We start from the raw sequence: 17,383 nt of genomic DNA, 5'->3' as shown, positions 1-17,383 counted from the left end.
TCGAACGATTGAATAACAAAGCCGTTACTATTATTACAAACTCTCTTTGTTCAATGTAGACCTTAAAAGTCATGAAAAGATTAATAATAAATATCGTATTGGGTTTATGCTTTGGTTTCATTTTCACCTCTTGTGGAGGAAGAAATATCAACAGTGTAGTACCAAAAAGTACATCATTTGAATTTTCTCATGGAAGTGAACCAAGGTTAATTAAAGGACAAGTAAAAGACACCCTAATTACAACAATATATGTTCCTGGTAAGATTGTCTCTTTGGATGTAGAGATGCCTTACAAGAACGATTATTTACAGATAAATCTAGCAGAAAAAACAAAATCTCATTTCGAAGAGCAAGTACACAGCAGTTTACTTAGAAACAGAACGTACATGAATGTAAAAGGAAATGATGAGGCTGTAGTTTACTTAAATCCTGATGTTCTAAATGAATGGGAGGAAGGTAGACACTCTGTAACATTTGCCGTTTTAGATGAGAAAAACACATTTAAACAGATCGATTTATATGTAAATATTATTTCAAAATAACGCTTAAGATATCATTTAACCATTTATCATTATTACTATGAAAAAGATTCTAATTTCAGTACTTACTTTATTCACTTTAGTTTTTGCGTCGTCTTGTTCTAAAGATAACCCAACACCGAAGAATTCACCTACAATTAATTGTAAGACCATAGGTATATCTACTGCACAAGGTAATTTCACAAGAGGTATTTCTTTTGATGTACATGTGCCTAATCAAGTAGAAAACTTAATAGTTACATTCCCTACTTTGGCAGGGCATGAAAATATCGTCAATTTGGCATTACCACCACAAGACCAAGAAGAATTTGAAGCACATGATATTTTGCTATCTGGCAAAGTATATTTAGATGTTAAAGGAGCAAAATATGTGAACGTTGAAGTTCCTATGGAATATTTGAATAATCTGAAGCCAGGTGGATATCAAGTGATTCTTCAAGTAGAAGATAACCAACATGCTGCGGCAAAACATACAGTCGATTTAGCAATTAGTTCAAACTTGAATTAAGAGAACTTAATTTGATAATAAAAGATGGACGCTTACAATAGGTAGGTGTCCATTTTTTTGATATAGATCAATGTATTTTAAATAAAAGTTAGAATTTAAACAACATTTATTTTATTGAAGTCGTATACAATGTTACTACTACAGTTTACAATTACAAAAAATACTATTGTTGTTTATGAAACATATACTATACTTTATTGTTGGTGTTCTATCAATTTTCGCATTTTCATGTTCAAAAGATGAGCCACAGGCAAATTTACCTGCTAAAGCTCAAGCTACCTTAAGTGGAATAGATCATAATGCATTAGAATTAGTTTTAGAAAATAGATCAGAGAATCCGCCAGCTGAGGTTGATTATAAGTGGAATTGGGGAGATTCTGAAGAGTTTACCTCTGATAATAATATCAACGTATCTCATACTTATGAAACTCCTGGTGAATATATTGTCACATTAAAAATGATTGATATTGCCATTGATCAAGAAGTATCTTCAGTAACATATGATGTTACAATTGGCGAAGAGGTAAATGAGAATGGTATTCAAATTCAATTCAATCAATTGGAAGCAGGAGCATGGGATTACTCATTAAATTGGGAATATGTTCAAGGTTCTGAACCTAATCATGTTAAGGAAATGTATGTTAGTTTGGCAACTGATGAAGCATTTACCCAGTTATTAAACCCATTAAGAGGTATTGAAATAGGAGCAATTGGGGAAGAAGTAAAGGTAGAACCTTCTCAAGGCTTTGATGTTAATAATTTAGCTTCAGAGAGCACTTACTATTTCAAAATTAGATTTGTTGATATTTATGATCAACCTTCTGAGTACACAGTTGAATTGAATACAAGAAAAGTTGAAAAACCAACAATACGATTGGAAAATACAACGAATATGGTCCGTGTGTTTGTTCAGTCTAATAACCTCGTAAATAAATTAAACAAGGATTTTAATGAGATAATTGTTACTCCTAGTATAGATCTAGAGTTATTTGAAAAATCTGAAGACGGACTATCATTAACCTATTACAAGAATATTCAGGAGACAATTATTTTTGATGTTGAAGAGCAAGCCTATAATAGAGCTACAGTAGAAAAAGCAACAAGTTCTGATGGTATTCCTACGGGGTCTAAATCGTTATATTTTTCTCAGTCGGAGAATGGTCCATTAACAGAGACTTCTAAAGTAAGTTCTTTTGTAGAAGGAGATAAAAGGTTCATATATATTGGCGATGAAGAGAATAATAGCGCTACGTCAGCAGTCGGTATCTATTTCGAATTGAATGAGTCTTCTATTAAGAAAGGTGAAGTGATCGCGTTGAATTCTTCAAATACATTTGTGGTTACTGATGAAACTAATGGAGCACAAATAAGTTTGGAAGCGAACCCTGATGGTATAGAATCTTTCGGTTTAAGAATTATTGAAGAGGAAGAAAATACTTTTGATGCAGCTGTAGAATCAACTTCTAATGAGAATGGGAAAAATCACTTGCTTTATTTTTCTCAACAAGATATTGCTCCTAATGTAGAAGTGATGATCAACCAATTGATATTTCAGGTCAATAAATAAAAAAAAGTTCACTTGGTAATTATTACCAAGTGAACTTTTTTTTATCTAAACCAATTACTACCAATGGTTAAATACCAAGCCCAAATTTCAGGGCCTTTTGCCACATCTATACCGGCATGGAGACCATAATCACTAGCTATTAGGTATCGGAATCCGCCACCTCCAGCAACTTTAGGATCTCCAAAGTCGAAAGCATTAATTTTTGGAGCAACAAATCCTGCTCCTACAAATCCTACAGCACTCCATCTTTTAAAGACTTGCCACCTCCATTCTGTTTCTAGTGTTAAGGCATTATGTTCTTGATACCTCAAAGCAGGGATACCCCTTAATGATACAAATGGTAATTCATAAAAAGGAACATTGTCTCCCCATTTGCTATCAAACTTTACTCTATAACCAGAGAAGAGTTTTTCTTTAACGATCGGTTGATAGAAATAAGTACGGTGACTAAAGTTCCAATAGTCGTTATCCCCGCCTAATGCTTTGGCAAAAATACCAAACTCAGTAGCAGTCATTATCCCTTTAAAAGGTGTAAAAGTATTATTCCTAGTATCCCACATGGCTACTATATTCATTCCTCCAAGGTTGGTTTCATCCTGTAGGGGTTCTACTTCTGGAATTTGCGTATCGAAGGTAATATTGTTATTGAAGTACACATAGTTTAATCCAGTGAAAAAAGGAAGCTTTGCAACAGGTCGAAATAAAAATTCCTGAAAAGTAAGAAACCCTTTCATGTTGAAAGCATATTTATCTTCAGAAATAAGTCCTGCACCATAAAATGTAAGGTTAATGTTCATATAGCCCAAAGCACCTGTATACCTTAACCGGTCATTAAGGTAAGATCCTTGGTGCGCTAACATCGTTACCCAAGTTCCATTTTCTGTATACATGCCAGCAACTGCTGTTAATACTGGTGGTAGGTTTTTACTGTTTTCAAAGTTGTTTTCCCCTTCTTCTACTACTCTTTCTTTTTGATTACCATGGAAGTAGATACCAGCAAGTCCTCCACCAAAACCTACAGCAGGTTCGGTGATAACAATTGGAACAGGTAAGAAGCCGTACCCTGCATTTAGAAAACCACTTACATCAATAGCATGGTCGGTGGAATCGATAAAATATTCTTGAAATTTGCTTTGTGCTTTGATAAGCGTCGTCGCCACTAACAGTATACACAGAAGAAAGAAAGTTTTGTTCATATTGAAGTAAAACAATTAGGCAAAATGAATGATAAAGAGGAAGTATAAAGATAATCAACTATTAGAGATAAAAAATGCCTTTTCGTGATTTAGAAAAGGCATTAAATGTGTTTATTTATTTTGTTGTGATTGAATTCTTTTTTGATGATGGGACATAATATCAAAGGAGATGACAATGGCCTTACATGATAATGAAGCAATTTTAATACAATTAGAAAATATAGATTTCATGATTATTATTAATTATATAAATAGTATAGTATTATAGTGTATTGTTTTTTACGTTGTTAGTCGAACGATTGTTCAATTGAATTAATACTTTTAACATTAATTACCTAAATGATGCAAACAGACCGAGTAAAGCTTTCATTACTAACCGAAGTCGATTTAGATGAACTGATAGTATTATTTAAAGAACCTCATGTTATGGATTTCATCTTTCCAATGATTGATTTATCAGATGAGGAAAGAAAGAAAACACTTCAATCTAAAATAAAAGAGATAGAAACTGATGTGGGGTATTTCTGGACTGTTCGAGATCCAAAAACTAAAGAATTAATGGGAATTGTCAATTTAAATCCAATACCAAGAACTCCTGAGAAGATGCAAATTGGTTGGATTTTCAGCCCACGTTTTGGCGGGAAAGGTTTAGCCTATGAGGCATCAAAATTGATATTTGATTATGGAGCTAACATCAAAAAAGTATCTCCAATATATGCTGTCATTGAAGAAGGGAATTTACCTTCTGTAAAGCTTGCCAATAAGCTAGGTCTTACTTGGTTTGACTATTATATGGAAGAGGATCTTAAGGTCAATCTATATAAATGGGAAGTATAAAAAAGTCCACCTATGTACAATGAAACATAGGTGGACTTTATTTTATTACAGACTAAAGCTTATTTACTTTTTTTGTCTTTTTTCTTCTTGTCTTTTCCTTTACCAAGTTTAATGCTGTAGTCGTCGATATTTCCTTCGATACGGACAGCAACGTACTTACCTCCTTCATCTTTTTGGATTTCGTCTTCTTCATCATCTTTCTTTTTCTTACCTCCTGTCAGTGTATTCCAAGCCACTGATCGAACAAGTTTAAATGGTACCTCTACCATATACTTCATGTTCATATCCAAGTGTTGCTCGCCCGTAAGATAAATTTGTCCTATGGTAGAGGCGATATCCATTCTTGGAATATAGAAAACACCATCTTTAACAGTGAAGTTATTTTCTACCTTATCGAAACGGATATTACTCATATCTTTATTCCCAAAGTAACGAGCCATTGCTTCTAATGGACCAAAGTTAACAATACGTCCATCTTCTAAAGTCATATTAATATCTGCTGTAGTATGAGCTATATCTATAGTCAGATCATCATTTAAGCGAGCATTGGCCTTCATGGTACTATTTAAGATGCCATCAAAGTTTTTAGAGACATTGATCTTTTCACCTTCGTACTCTACTTCAAAATCAATTTTAGATAAATCGACATTTTTAAGAACGGCATCACCATCAAGGGTTACATTTTTAGGATCCTTCATATTTGCTAGGCCGGACATTTTCATGTTACCGATATCACCTAACTGTACTGAAATACCATCTAGTTTAACGGTCTGATCTCTCGAAGTAGATACTTTTCCATCAAAGTTTTTAATGTGCATATCCATTAACAGCATCTGATTTACTTTTACATCTAATTCTAGATCAGGATACTTGATCGCAAAAATGTCAACAGGTTCTTCTTCTTGTATTTCAGTAGAACGAGAGGAAGATGACTCGGCATAGGTTTCTTCAGGTAGTGTCAGTTTTAGTAGCTCGTTAAAGTTTAGCATTTTGGCATCAACCTGGAACTTACCACTAAAGTCTTTTCTTGTGCTATCAGAAACGTTGTATAATTGAGCATTGAATGTCATATCACTTTGGCCAACTTTACCTGTAAAGTCATTCAGCATAATATTATCCCCTTTCTTCACCAATTCAAATTTAAAATCTCTAAATAGAAGTGGAGTGATACTTAAACGCCATTTCAAACCTTTCATCCAAATTTTAAAATCAGGTACTTTTTTACCAGAAAACAATTCTTGGTTGATAATATCAATACCTCCTTGAATTTGGAAGTTATTCATTTTTTCATCCTTAAATGTCTTTGGCACCAATAGAGAATCTCCGTATGTAAAGAAATCAACTACTCGCATAGAGCTTGAACGAATGTCAAATCCCGCATGAATTTGAATTGTTGAATCCTTGTAAATTACTCCATCATAGTTATCAAAACCACCTCTAAAATAGAAATCTGATTTACCTATGTTTCCTTTTAAGTGATCGATACCAAGTGCTTTTGGAGTAATACCCATTAAACCAGAAACATTATGTATGGGCTGGAACTTGTCGAAGGATGTTTGAAGATTATTGATCGTTAATTTACCATAAGGTACGATCTTATAATTTTTTAAACTCTTACTGTTCGTTTCTAATGTAAAATCGATATCAATATCATGTAAGTTGTCGGCTAATGCGGCTGCAGCAGTATCTTGATACATCAAAAGTTCTTTTACTAAGAAGTGCTTCGACTGTAATTTTACATCAGCTTTAATATCAGTATCCATTCCTAATGCATAGAAAATCAGGTTATCGATATTACCGTTGAATTTAAAATCACTTCCCGCCATATTTGCGGATAAATCTTTAATACCTAAGTGGTTTTCCCAGATATAGAAAATACCGTTGATATTTTTAGGTACTAAACCTGTTGGTACGTGTCTAACATAGACATCATCAATTTTCAGATATATTTTTTGCGAATTTTTTCCCGTTTGTAAGAATTGCTTTTTCTCTACATCAATATCATACTTTACTTTCGCATTGAAAGTGATTTTACCACCAAGACTATCAAAAGGAATATCTGTTAATAGGTCGTCGAAGCTTTCAAGAGAAAGATTAGCATCCCAATCTAATTCGATGTGTGGCTGTTTGATACCATTGGTAACATCCAAGCTTCCTCTAGTGTATCCATTCGTTGTTTCTAGGTTAAACTTATCTAAATGGAATTGCAGTTGAGATAAATCTGTTGAATCTCCAGTATTCAATGAGGCAGTAAAACTAAAATCTTTTACCCCATACGGTGTTTTTAAACTCTGAAGCGTAAATTTATCTAGACGAACGTTGGCCACAACTTTTGGTAAAGTAGCTTTAGATTTACCTGTAATCTTAGCATCGAATTCTAAACCACCCAAAGTACTCGAGTAGCTTTCTTTAATTTTTTCAACATCCATTTTACCATTAGCCAATAGGTTAACGATGTTCAGGTCTTTTTGGGATGCTTTTACATTAATATCAAGATCGAGATCATTAGGGATATCTACTGTACCATCAAGATCAAACTCAGCTCCTTCAATAGCCATATGGCATTTTTGGATATTGATGATCTTTTGAAGGCGGTCAAAACTTAGATTTGTTTTCATTTCTAAGTGTTTATTACGCCACATCAATTTTTCTTTGTCTTTGATACCAAGTAATTCAACATTGACATTTAAAGTATTTGAAATAATATTCTCATTATACGTCAATGAAGTTTTGATCTTATTGACCTGCATTCCAATACCTTTTTCAGTCAGTCCATTGTAAGCAATCACTTTGATATTCTTAAGGGAGAACTTATCCAATTGAACCGCAAAAGCTGGAGGAGCCGCTGTTGTAGTATCCGCAGGCTCTTCAACTTGTGTTGTGTCTGTAAGATCAATACCTAATGCATTTGTTAAGTTGAAGGTACTGTCTTTATAAGAAAGTAAGTTCAATTCGCCATCATGTAGTTTGATCGCTCCGATTTTTACATCGCCTTCAATCAAGGCAACGACATCAATAGAGACAAAGAACTTATTTAATGCTGCAATAGGTCTCCCTTCTTCAGCTTCTGTTCTTATCGCTGCTTTCTTTTCATGATAGACAATACTATCTAACTGGAGAGTGAAATTGGGGAAATCCTCAAACGGAGCAATACCAATTTGCCCTATTTGTAAATCACCATTTTGTTCTTGATTGACGGCTTCAATAACTTTTGCCTTAATGGTAGCTCTATTAGCATAAAATAAAATGACGCCAATAATGAGTATCGCGAAAACGCCTAAAAGAGTAAAACCGAACCATTTTGCCAGTTTCTTTCCAATGCTGCTTTTTTGTTTCACAGTATAATATTTAAGGGTTTTATCTATTTGTGTTGATAGATTATTAAAAGTTCATTTATTATCATCAAAATAATAAATATCCTCGTTGTAGACATTTAAATTTAATACCTAAAGTGATTGATTACGAAGAGTGTGGTCATTATTTGATATAATTTTAATTTTGAAGAGGAATAATATTAGAAATTTATAAAATATATGTAATCGAAAAGAAGAATTTTTCGTAAAACACAATAGACATTACTCAAAAATCAACTTTTACCATTAAATAATGAGAAACTATACTAATCAATATGTTACTGAATCACAATCATCTAAAAAATGGAGCTGGAAATGGGAACTGACTAAATTTACTGTTCAGATTATCTTTATCATGTTTAGCCTTTCATTGCCTTTTTTATTTTTGATACGAGGTGCTATTTACTTATATCATGAGTACAATATAAATACTTGGATTGGCTTAATGGGAGGGATTACAATGTCAGCATTATGTATTTGGGCCTATTTTTCGATCATCTCTTTGATGATAGTGAATATTAAAAAAATAAGGTTCTCTCATTTAAAATGGTCAGCAATCTCTGTAGCATTAATAGTCTTATCCTATGTTGTTTTTGCTTTGTTTTCATTCACAGGTAATAATGCAAAAAATGAAAAGATAAGAGCAGAATATACACAATTGCACCCTTACCTTAAAATTAGTGTAAGAACTTTCCTGTTTCTTGATAAAGGGATGTTGATAACAGATCTGTCTCGAACTCCTGATGATTATACTTCTATGAGATTACAGAAAAAAGGCAGATCGCTACATTACAAACAAAATACTGGTTATGTACATGCTATGGATTTAAGAACTAAAAATAGACCGTTTTGGATGGTATGGATGGCACAGTTGTATTTTAAGTCTTTAGGGTTTAATGCGGTCCGCCATGGGGGTACAGGTGACCACCTCCACGTATCTCTATCTATTTATGAAAGGCAAGGTTCATGGTAAATAAGAACCATTGAAAATCAATAAGATTCAGTTCTATTTATTCATAATACCGTTTTTATTTTTTCTAAAAATTGTTGATCTTGTAGAAAATAAAATAGTATGCATGCATACTATTTTTTGATTAACTTACCAATTACACAACAACACTATGGAAAAAATTTCCACACCACTAACCGAGATGTTAGGGATTAAGTATCCTATCATAATGGCTCCAATGTTTCTTGTATCCAATGCTGATATGCTAATTGCTGCGATCAATAGCGGAATAACAGGTACAGTTCCAGCCTTAAACTATAGAACAGATAAGGAATTTAGAGCAGCTATTCAACAAATTAGGTCAGCAGCAGACGGTCCAATAGGGATTAACCTTATTGCTAACAAATCGAATGTGAGACTGAAAGAACAATTGGACACTTGTGTTGAATTGAAGGTAGATTACATCATCACTTCTTTAGGATCTCCAAGAAAAATTATTGAAAAGTGTAAGCCTGCAGGAATCAAAGTATTTTGTGATGTAGTAGATATACATTATGCTAAAAAAGTAGAAGAACTTGGTGCAGATGCTGTCATTGCGGTAAATAAAGAAGCAGGTGGACATGCGGGGCCAACAAAAGCGGCAGAACTTGTACCTGCTTTGGTAAACGCCTGTAACATACCAGTGATATCTGCTGGAGGGGTTGGAAATGGATTCCAATGGAAAGAAAAGTTGGATTTGGGAGCTGTAGGTATTTCTATGGGAAGCCCATTTATTGCAACAACCGAAGCGGGTGTATCACAAGATTACAAACAGGCATGTGTCGATTATGGTAGTAAAGATATTGTGATGACGACAAAGTTATCGGGTACGCCATGTACTGTAATCAATACTCCATACATGAAAGAGATTGGTACAAAGCAAAATTGGCTTGAATCAATTCTTAATAAAAATAAGACTCTCAAGAAGTTCGCTAAGATGTTGACTTTCTATAAAGGAATGAAAATGCTTGAAAAAGCAGCCTTTGGAGCGACTTATAAATCGGTTTGGTGTGCTGGTCCTTCTATTGAATATGTAAATTCAATTCGACCAGTAAAAGAAGTTGTTGATCAAATGGTAGAAGAATTTGCTTCTGTAGGTGTGAAAAATCAAGCATAGGAAGTAACTTTACTAGAAATAAGATATGAATAACATTTTTGAAAAACGATTTTCTTTCGAGGAAGTCGTTTTTCTTGTTTCATAAGAAGAATATATTGAATCCTATGTATCTTGCATGGTAAACTAAAAAGATTAATTCTTTCAGGACAGCAATAACAAACAAAATGAGTAGAAATATCATTATCGTAGGTAGCATTTTTTGTGCTTTAGCAGTAGCGATTGGAGCATTTGGAGCACATGGTTTAAAAGGAGTTCTCGAAGCCAATGGTCGTTTAGAAACTTTTGAAACAGGTGTGAAATATCATTTTTACCACGGTTTAGGACTCTTACTTTTGGGAGCACTGGCTGATAAAATAGAACAAAACTGGTTAAAATGGGCTGCTGTATTTATGGTGATTGGTATCTTAATTTTCTCAGGGAGTTTATACATTCTATCTATCACAGGCATTAATTGGTTAGGTGCGATTACTCCAATTGGAGGTGTAGGTTTTATTGCGGCATGGATTGCATTGGCATTAGGTGCAAAAAAATAATATGAGTAAAAAATGGAACGTGGCTGCAGAGCCAGAAGATAAATATATAAAAGAGTTGATGAAGCAACCTAATGTGCCCATCTTGATTACCAAGTTATTGGCACAAAGGGGAGTGAAATCTTTACATCAAGCAAGAGATTATTTTCGACCTACTCTAGAGAAGTTACATGATCCTTTTCTAATGAAAGATATGGATGTGGCCGTGGCGAGATTAACCTTAGCCATAGAAAAGGGGGAACGAATTTTATTCTTTGGCGATTATGATGTCGATGGCACTACGTCCGTAGCTCTTTTTATGCATTTCTTTAGAGGAGTTTATGATAATGTAGATTTCTATGTTCCAGATAAATATACAGAAGGTTATGGTGTTTCTGTTCGTGGTGTGGAGTATGCAGCGAAAACAAACTGTCAGTTAATTATTTCTCTGGATTGTGGTATTATGAGCCATGAAGCAATTGATAATGCTATTCATAGAAATATTGATTTTATTGTTTGTGACCACCACCAACTCGGAGATACTATACCTAAAGCTACGGCAGTTTTAAATCCTCAAAGACCAGATTGTGATTATCCTTTCAAAGGATTATCGGGTTGTGGTGTCGGATTTAAATTTCTTCAAGGATTTTGCCAGAAACATGGAATTGACCCAACGCCATTGTGGCAACATTTAGATCTTGTTGCTTTAGGTACAGCTTGTGATGTTGTACCCATGGTGGAAGAAAATCGAGTATTAGCACATCAGGGAATTTCTTACTTGAAAAAAAGTACTAAACCTGGAATTATTGCTTTACTACAAGTATTAAAAAAGGATCAAGCTACAGTTCAACTGACTGATTTAGCCTATAGTATTGGGCCAGTGATTAACGCAGCCGGTAGAATTGCTCATGCACAAATTGCAGCAGAATTATTGGCAACAGAAGATCCTAAAGAGGCTAATGAATTAGCCAATGAGCTGAATCGATTAAATCAGTTAAGGAGAAATTATGACCAAAAGATCACAGAAGAAGCACTAGAGATTGCTTCTAGTGAAGAGAGTAAGTCAGGATTAGTTTTGTACAAGGAAGATTGGCATAAAGGTGTATTGGGCATTGTTGCTTCTAAGGTAGCTGAGAAAATTGGAAAACCGACAGTATGTCTTACCTTATCACGAGGAGAAGTGACAGGTTCGGGAAGAGCGATCGGAAAATTTGATTTACATGATGTTTTAAATTCATGTGGTGACTTACTTTCTCAGTTTGGCGGACACACTTCAGCGGCAGGGTTGTCATTAAAAGAAGAAAATTTGTCAGCCTTTTCCGACAAATTTGATGAAGAAGTACAGAAAAAATTGAATGGAAAGGAATTTGTTTCTGAATTAAATATCGATTTGGAAGTTGAACTGACAGATATTACACTTTCCACTGCTAGTATCATCGATAAGATGAAACCTTTTGGGCATGAAAACCCAATGCCTCTGTTTGTTGCTAAGGGAGTAAAATCAACAGAAGTACCTAGGATACTAAAGGAAAGACACCTGAAAATGAAACTAATACAAAACGATGGAGATCAAGCCATCGATGCTATTGCTTTTAATCAGGCCGATCAATTAGAAATCATTACTTCAGGAAGTTTTGATATTGCTTTCAGATTAGAAATAAATGAATTCAGAGGAAGTAAAATACTTCAATTGAATATTAAAGAAATTCGTTCTAGTGTCGATTAACAAGTATATTAGAACTCATCTACGTTTACATATTACATTTTATGGGACAAAATCTCACTCCTAACGTTAAGATATTATTATTGATAAACCTGCTCATCTTTGGTGCAGTGAATTTAATTCACAGTATAGATGTAGTTGCTTTGTTGGGGTATCATTACCCTAAATCGGAATACTTCCAAGTGTTCCAACCATTTACATATATGTTCGTCCACAGAGATTTCGCACATATTTTTAGTAATATGTTTGCCTTATTCATCTTCGGACCAATGTTGGAAAATGTGTTGGGTTCAAAAAGATTCTTGATTTTATATCTTGTCACAGGTCTTGGTGGCGGTGCGTTGTATGGATTGGTCAACTTTGTTGAAATTCATCAAATGGAAGCTTCTGCAGCACAGTTTATTTTAAGTTCAACACCAGAAAACTTCTTGGCTTTCTGTCAAGATCATGCAGAAGTTTATTTACAGCACAATACAACTTTGTATAACTTTGCTGAGAGTATTTTCCCTGCAGACCCTAATAATCCTGGGTTACAAAAAGAAGCAGTTGAATTTGCCCGTAAGATTACAATAGATAGAATGAATATTCCTATGATTGGAGCATCAGGAGCGATCTTCGGTATATTATTTACGTTTGCGTACTTATTTCCAAATTTACGTTTGATGTTGTTGTTCCCTCCAATTCCAATAAAAGCAAAATACTTGGTAGGTGCTTATATTTTATATGAAACATATGAGCTTATCAATCAGAACCCAGCAGACAATGTTGCTCACCTAGCTCACTTGGGCGGTGCATTATTTGCTTATCTATTGATGAGACACTGGAAATATCAAAGTTACCAGAATTAGAAATACATAAAGTAGTGATATTCAAAGAACAATAATCTATGGATATCACTATTTTAAGAAAATTATTTGGGATATTTTTAAACAAATTATCTACAAATCAAATATCTAATAATAAACTGTACTTGTCCGATGATTGCATGAAATCACTTTTATTACTTGTTGATTTTATGTAAATTAAGTTACCTAATAAATAACCTTATAGAACAGTACAACATCACAGGTTGTCATTAAACCATTACAATATTACTTATGAACGGTTTTATCTCAGATTTAAAATATACATGGAACAAGCCGGGTAGTGGACTACTAAGATTGATCATTGTCAATGTAGTTGTTTATGTCTGTATGAGCTTACTGCTACTAGCACTTAAACTATCAGGTCTTGTTGACGTTTACTATGAATACATTTTTCCTAATGTAGCACTACCACCATCTGCTATTGACTTTGTTAAAGCACCTTGGACTTTAATCACATACTTCTTTATGCATAGTATGTCGGATTTCTTTCATATCCTTTTCAATATGTTAATCATGTATTGGTTTGGAATGATCTTCACAGAATTCCTCGGAGATAAAAAAGTGGTGGCTATCTACTTCCTTGGAGGTATTGCAGGTGGACTTGCTTATTTGTTTATGTACAATGTAATTCCATACTATAATGCTCGTATGGATATGGTAAGTGGACTTATCGGTGCCTCAGCAAGTGTATATGCTATTGTTGTCGGTTCTGCTGCAATTGCTCCAGATTATAAAATCAATTTACTATTTGTTGGCCCAGTAAAGATCAAATACTTGGCGGCGGTATATATTTTCTTGTCCTTAATTCAAACTGCAGGTGCAAACGCTGGTGGTGAAATTGCTCACTTAGGTGGAGCCCTAATGGGGTATGGCTATGTAGCTATTCTTAAAAAAGGAACTGATTTGGGAACGCCACTTTATAAAATTTCAGATTTCTTCTCTGATTTAATGTCTTCTGAAAAGAAATTGAAAGTAGTTCACAGAGGAGGAAAAAAGAAAGCAAGTAAGAAAACTACTACTGCTAAAACAGGGGCTCAACCATCACAAGCAACAGTAGATGAGATATTGGATAAAATTTCTGATAAAGGCTATGAAGGATTAACTCAAGAAGAAAAACAAATCCTTTTCAAGGCAAGTCAACGAAAACACTAGAAATTGTATTGAAAAATAGATATTTTTATTAATATTGTAATAAAATTCATTAAAAGTTATTTCTTTTTGTAAGGAATAACTTTTTTTGTTGAAAATATTTCAAATTGATTATCAATAGAACAGAAAAGAGGTAACCAAGGTTTAAAGATGTGATTATTGTCTAATGCTAACTACAAACGCTACAAATTACACTTCCTAAAAGGTTCATCTCTATTCGAGAAAAATATATAAGCATGATTGATCAGGCCATTTTAGAAAAGTATGAATTGGTTGTGGGTTTGGAAGTGCACTCACAATTAACAACAGCAAGTAAAATTTTTGCTTCAGATCCTACCACTTTTGGTGAAGATCCGAACGTAAATATTAGTCCAATCACTTTAGCTTTGCCGGGAACGCTTCCTAAGGTAAATAAAGGTGTGATTGAATCTTCTATTAAAATGGGATTGGCTTGTAATTGCCGTATCTCAGAATATCAGTTCTTTGATAGAAAAAATTACTTCTATCCAGACCTTCCAAAAGGATATCAAACAACACAAGATAAAACACCTATTTGTATTGGTGGGCATGTTGATGTAGTTACAAAAAATGGGGATCCGTTTACTGTTGTGCTTAACCGAATTCATATGGAAGAAGATGCCGGTAAGTCAACACACTTAGAAGGAAGTCCTGATACTTTGGTAGATCTAAATAGAGCCGGTGTTCCATTAATGGAAATTGTAACGGAACCTTGTATTCATGATTCTGCAGTGGCAGCTGCTTTTGTTGGTGAGATCAGAAAAACCGTTCGTTACCTTGGTATTGGTGATGGGAATATGGAAGAAGGATCTTTAAGATGTGACGCCAATGTTTCTGTTCGATTAAAAGGGTCTACTGAACTTGGAGAAAAATGCGAGATCAAAAACATGAACTCAATGCGTAATATCCAAAAGGCCATTGAATATGAAATGCAACGTCAGATTCAACTTATAGAGAAAGGCGAGGAGATCATTTCTGAGACAAGAACTTTCAATGTAGATACAGGAAAGACGTATGGTATGCGTACAAAGGAAACATTAAACGATTACCGTTATTTTCCTTGTCCTGACCTTCCTCCAATGATTGTAAAACAGGAGTTGGTAGAAAAGATCAAGGCGGAGATGCCTAGCTTACCAGCAGAATTGATTAAGAAATTTACATCAGAATATAAATTACCAGAGTACGATGCCCGTTTATTAACAGAGGCAAAAGATTCAGCTCAGTACTTTGAGGAACTATGTTCTTCTACAAAAAATTATAAAGCGGCTTCCAATTGGATGATGGGCCCTCTGAAATCATTATTAAATGAGACAGGTGGTGACTTTGATGCTTTTCCAATTCGTCCAAAACAAGTAGCGGAAATGATTGCATTGGTAGATGCTAAGAAAGTTAGCTTTGCCGCTGCATCACAAAACTTATTGAAAGCATTAGCTTCTAAGCCGGAAGTATCTGTAGAAGGTTTAGCCAAAGAATTGGATTTAATCCAAGATAGTGGCGATGATTTCTTACTTCCTTTAATTGATGAAGCAATTGCTAAATTCCCTGATAAAGCGAAAGCATACAAAAAAGGGAAAAAGAACTTACTTGGTTTGTTTATGGGTGAAGTCATGAAAATGGCAAAAGGTAAAGCAGATCCTCAAAAAACAAATCAATTACTTCGCGAAGCATTGGAAAAGTAAAGATCTGTGTATATTGCATAATAATAAATCATGTAAACAGACAGAAGTGAAAACATTTAAGTATAGTCTAATTTTATTACTAGCATTATTTGCTATTAGTTGCGGTTCTTCAAAAGAAAATGATACTAAAGCGGAATATCCTGCAAAGATTAGTATATCTGGTCAATTAGAAGGAATAGAAAAAGGTGCTAAAGTAATCTTATATTCAATTGAGAATGTTGGAGGCAAAAGAAACGTTGCTGAGACAACAGTAGATGAAAAGGGAAAGTTCTCTTTTGATTATACTGTTCCTAAAATTGGACTTTACACAATAAATATTGATAACCAAGCAGAAGAGATTCTGGTATTAGAAGATAAAGATTTATCTGTAAGCAGTGCTCCTGTAGGTTATGAAATTTCTGGTTCAAGAGAAAATGAGCTTCTTCATGGACTAAAAGAAATGTATGATAAGTACTCTGAAGAAGGTTCAAAACTTCAGCAGGAGTATGCGTCATCAGAAAATAAAGAAGAGGTAATCAAGAAGATAAAAGCAATGCAAGATGCTCAAAAGGCAGAATTGCAGCAGAAATTAAAGAAATTTGATGGTGCTTATGTATCTTTGGTGGTGCTTAACTTCTTAAACGATAAAGAAGCTTACTTTGATGTAATCAATGAAACTGTTGAAAAACTGGAGAAAAACTTTCCTGATGACCAATTAGTGAAAGAAGTATCTAAAAGTATTGATGCAATCAAAGCCACTAGAATTGGTGCTATGGCCACAGAGATTAATTTACCATCTGTTGAAGGTAAAAACATTGCGTTATCCGATTTTAAGGGAAATTATGTAATGATCGATTTCTGGGCATCTTGGTGTAGACCATGTAGAATGGAAAACCCTAATGTATTAAGAGCTTATAATAAATATAAGTCTAAAGGATTTGAAGTATATGGCGTATCTATCGACCAAGATCAAAATGCTTGGAAACAAGCAATTCAAATAGATCATATTTCATGGACTCAGGTGCATGATACAAATAATGAGGCCGCTAAAGCTTACGGTGTAGAATCTATTCCTTTCACTCTATTATTAGATAAAGAAGGAAAGATTATCGCTAAAAACCTGAGAGGTAATGCTTTAGAGGAGAAGTTAGAAGAATTACTAGGAAAATAAACATATGCTTTACAAATCACTGAGGTGGTTTGATGAATTTTAGAAAGGATATACTGTCACCATGCGGTATATCCTTTTTTGTTTTTGATCAGTTTCTTATTGTGGGTAGAGTGTGAAAAAAACTAAATTAAAGTAATAGCTTACGTAATAAATGTTATTGCATATGATTCATTTAATTTAGCTA

At 34.1% G+C, this 17,383-nt stretch carries 14 protein-coding genes; 12 read left to right on the top strand and 2 right to left on the bottom strand.

Translation table 11 applies throughout. The annotated features are described in order from the left end of the window. Window positions 1-71: 71 nt before the first annotated feature. From HGP29_RS09085 to HGP29_RS09075, 3 genes are all read left to right on the top strand, one after another. Complete coding sequence (locus HGP29_RS09085; RefSeq protein ID WP_168882050.1) at window positions 72-542, top strand: hypothetical protein; 471 nt, start codon at window positions 72-74, stop codon at window positions 540-542. Window positions 543-579: 37 nt separating this feature from the next. Further along, the gene (locus HGP29_RS09080) at window positions 580-1,047 is read left to right on the top strand and encodes a hypothetical protein (RefSeq protein WP_168882049.1); all 468 of its coding nucleotides are present in this window, start codon (window positions 580-582) and stop codon (window positions 1,045-1,047) included. A gap of 175 nt (window positions 1,048-1,222) precedes the next feature. Beyond that, window positions 1,223-2,614 (top strand): PKD domain-containing protein, encoded by a 1,392-nt coding sequence (locus tag HGP29_RS09075; RefSeq protein ID WP_168882048.1) that lies wholly within the window; start codon window positions 1,223-1,225, stop codon window positions 2,612-2,614. A gap of 41 nt (window positions 2,615-2,655) precedes the next feature. On the opposite strand, the gene HGP29_RS09070 is transcribed toward HGP29_RS09075, so the two are convergent. Further along, a complete protein-coding gene (locus HGP29_RS09070; RefSeq protein ID WP_168882047.1) occupies window positions 2,656-3,810 on the bottom strand; it encodes a BamA/TamA family outer membrane protein in 1,155 nt (384 codons plus the stop codon). A 339-nt stretch (window positions 3,811-4,149) separates the two neighbouring features. Here HGP29_RS09070 and HGP29_RS09065 point away from each other — a divergent pair, with 339 nt between their 5' ends. After that, window positions 4,150-4,647: a GNAT family N-acetyltransferase gene (locus HGP29_RS09065; RefSeq protein WP_168882046.1), complete on the top strand. Its 498-nt coding sequence runs from the start codon at window positions 4,150-4,152 to the stop codon at window positions 4,645-4,647. A gap of 59 nt (window positions 4,648-4,706) precedes the next feature. Here the strand turns inward: HGP29_RS09065 and HGP29_RS29065 are convergent, their stop codons facing one another. Further along, on the bottom strand, window positions 4,707-7,985 hold the full coding sequence (locus HGP29_RS29065; RefSeq protein ID WP_168882045.1) for an AsmA-like C-terminal region-containing protein: 3,279 nt from the start codon (window positions 7,983-7,985) through the stop codon (window positions 4,707-4,709). Between the two features lie 268 nt (window positions 7,986-8,253). Here HGP29_RS29065 and HGP29_RS09055 point away from each other — a divergent pair, with 268 nt between their 5' ends. From HGP29_RS09055 to HGP29_RS09020, 8 genes are all read left to right on the top strand, one after another. Further along, entirely contained in the window at window positions 8,254-8,973 is a 720-nt protein-coding gene (locus HGP29_RS09055; protein WP_168882044.1) for a hypothetical protein, read from the top strand. Between the two features lie 148 nt (window positions 8,974-9,121). Beyond that, window positions 9,122-10,105: an NAD(P)H-dependent flavin oxidoreductase gene (locus tag HGP29_RS09050; RefSeq protein WP_168882043.1), complete on the top strand. Its 984-nt coding sequence runs from the start codon at window positions 9,122-9,124 to the stop codon at window positions 10,103-10,105. Window positions 10,106-10,269: 164 nt separating this feature from the next. Next, window positions 10,270-10,638, top strand: a complete 369-nt coding sequence (locus HGP29_RS09045) for a DUF423 domain-containing protein (protein WP_168882042.1) — start codon at window positions 10,270-10,272, stop codon at window positions 10,636-10,638. Window position 10,639: 1 nt separating this feature from the next. After that, the gene (recJ, locus tag HGP29_RS09040) at window positions 10,640-12,340 is read left to right on the top strand and encodes a single-stranded-DNA-specific exonuclease RecJ (RefSeq protein ID WP_168882041.1); all 1,701 of its coding nucleotides are present in this window, start codon (window positions 10,640-10,642) and stop codon (window positions 12,338-12,340) included. Between the two features lie 41 nt (window positions 12,341-12,381). Further along, window positions 12,382-13,185 (top strand): rhomboid family intramembrane serine protease, encoded by an 804-nt coding sequence (locus HGP29_RS09035; protein WP_168882040.1) that lies wholly within the window; start codon window positions 12,382-12,384, stop codon window positions 13,183-13,185. 249 nt (window positions 13,186-13,434) lie between these two features. Beyond that, the gene (locus tag HGP29_RS09030) at window positions 13,435-14,355 is read left to right on the top strand and encodes a rhomboid family intramembrane serine protease (protein WP_168882039.1); all 921 of its coding nucleotides are present in this window, start codon (window positions 13,435-13,437) and stop codon (window positions 14,353-14,355) included. 233 nt (window positions 14,356-14,588) lie between these two features. Next, window positions 14,589-16,049, top strand: coding sequence for an Asp-tRNA(Asn)/Glu-tRNA(Gln) amidotransferase subunit GatB (gene gatB, locus HGP29_RS09025; protein WP_168882038.1), 1,461 nt, complete (start codon window positions 14,589-14,591; stop codon window positions 16,047-16,049). Window positions 16,050-16,095: 46 nt separating this feature from the next. Next, window positions 16,096-17,199: a redoxin domain-containing protein gene (locus tag HGP29_RS09020; protein ID WP_168882037.1), complete on the top strand. Its 1,104-nt coding sequence runs from the start codon at window positions 16,096-16,098 to the stop codon at window positions 17,197-17,199. The last annotated feature ends 184 nt before the right edge of the window (window positions 17,200-17,383 follow it).

Source organism: Flammeovirga agarivorans, from assembly GCF_012641475.1.
In the GTDB taxonomy this organism is placed as follows: domain Bacteria; phylum Bacteroidota; class Bacteroidia; order Cytophagales; family Flammeovirgaceae; genus Flammeovirga; species Flammeovirga agarivorans.
The sequence above is the reverse complement of the archived record's forward strand: the minus strand, read 5'-3'. Positions and strand labels throughout refer to the sequence as shown.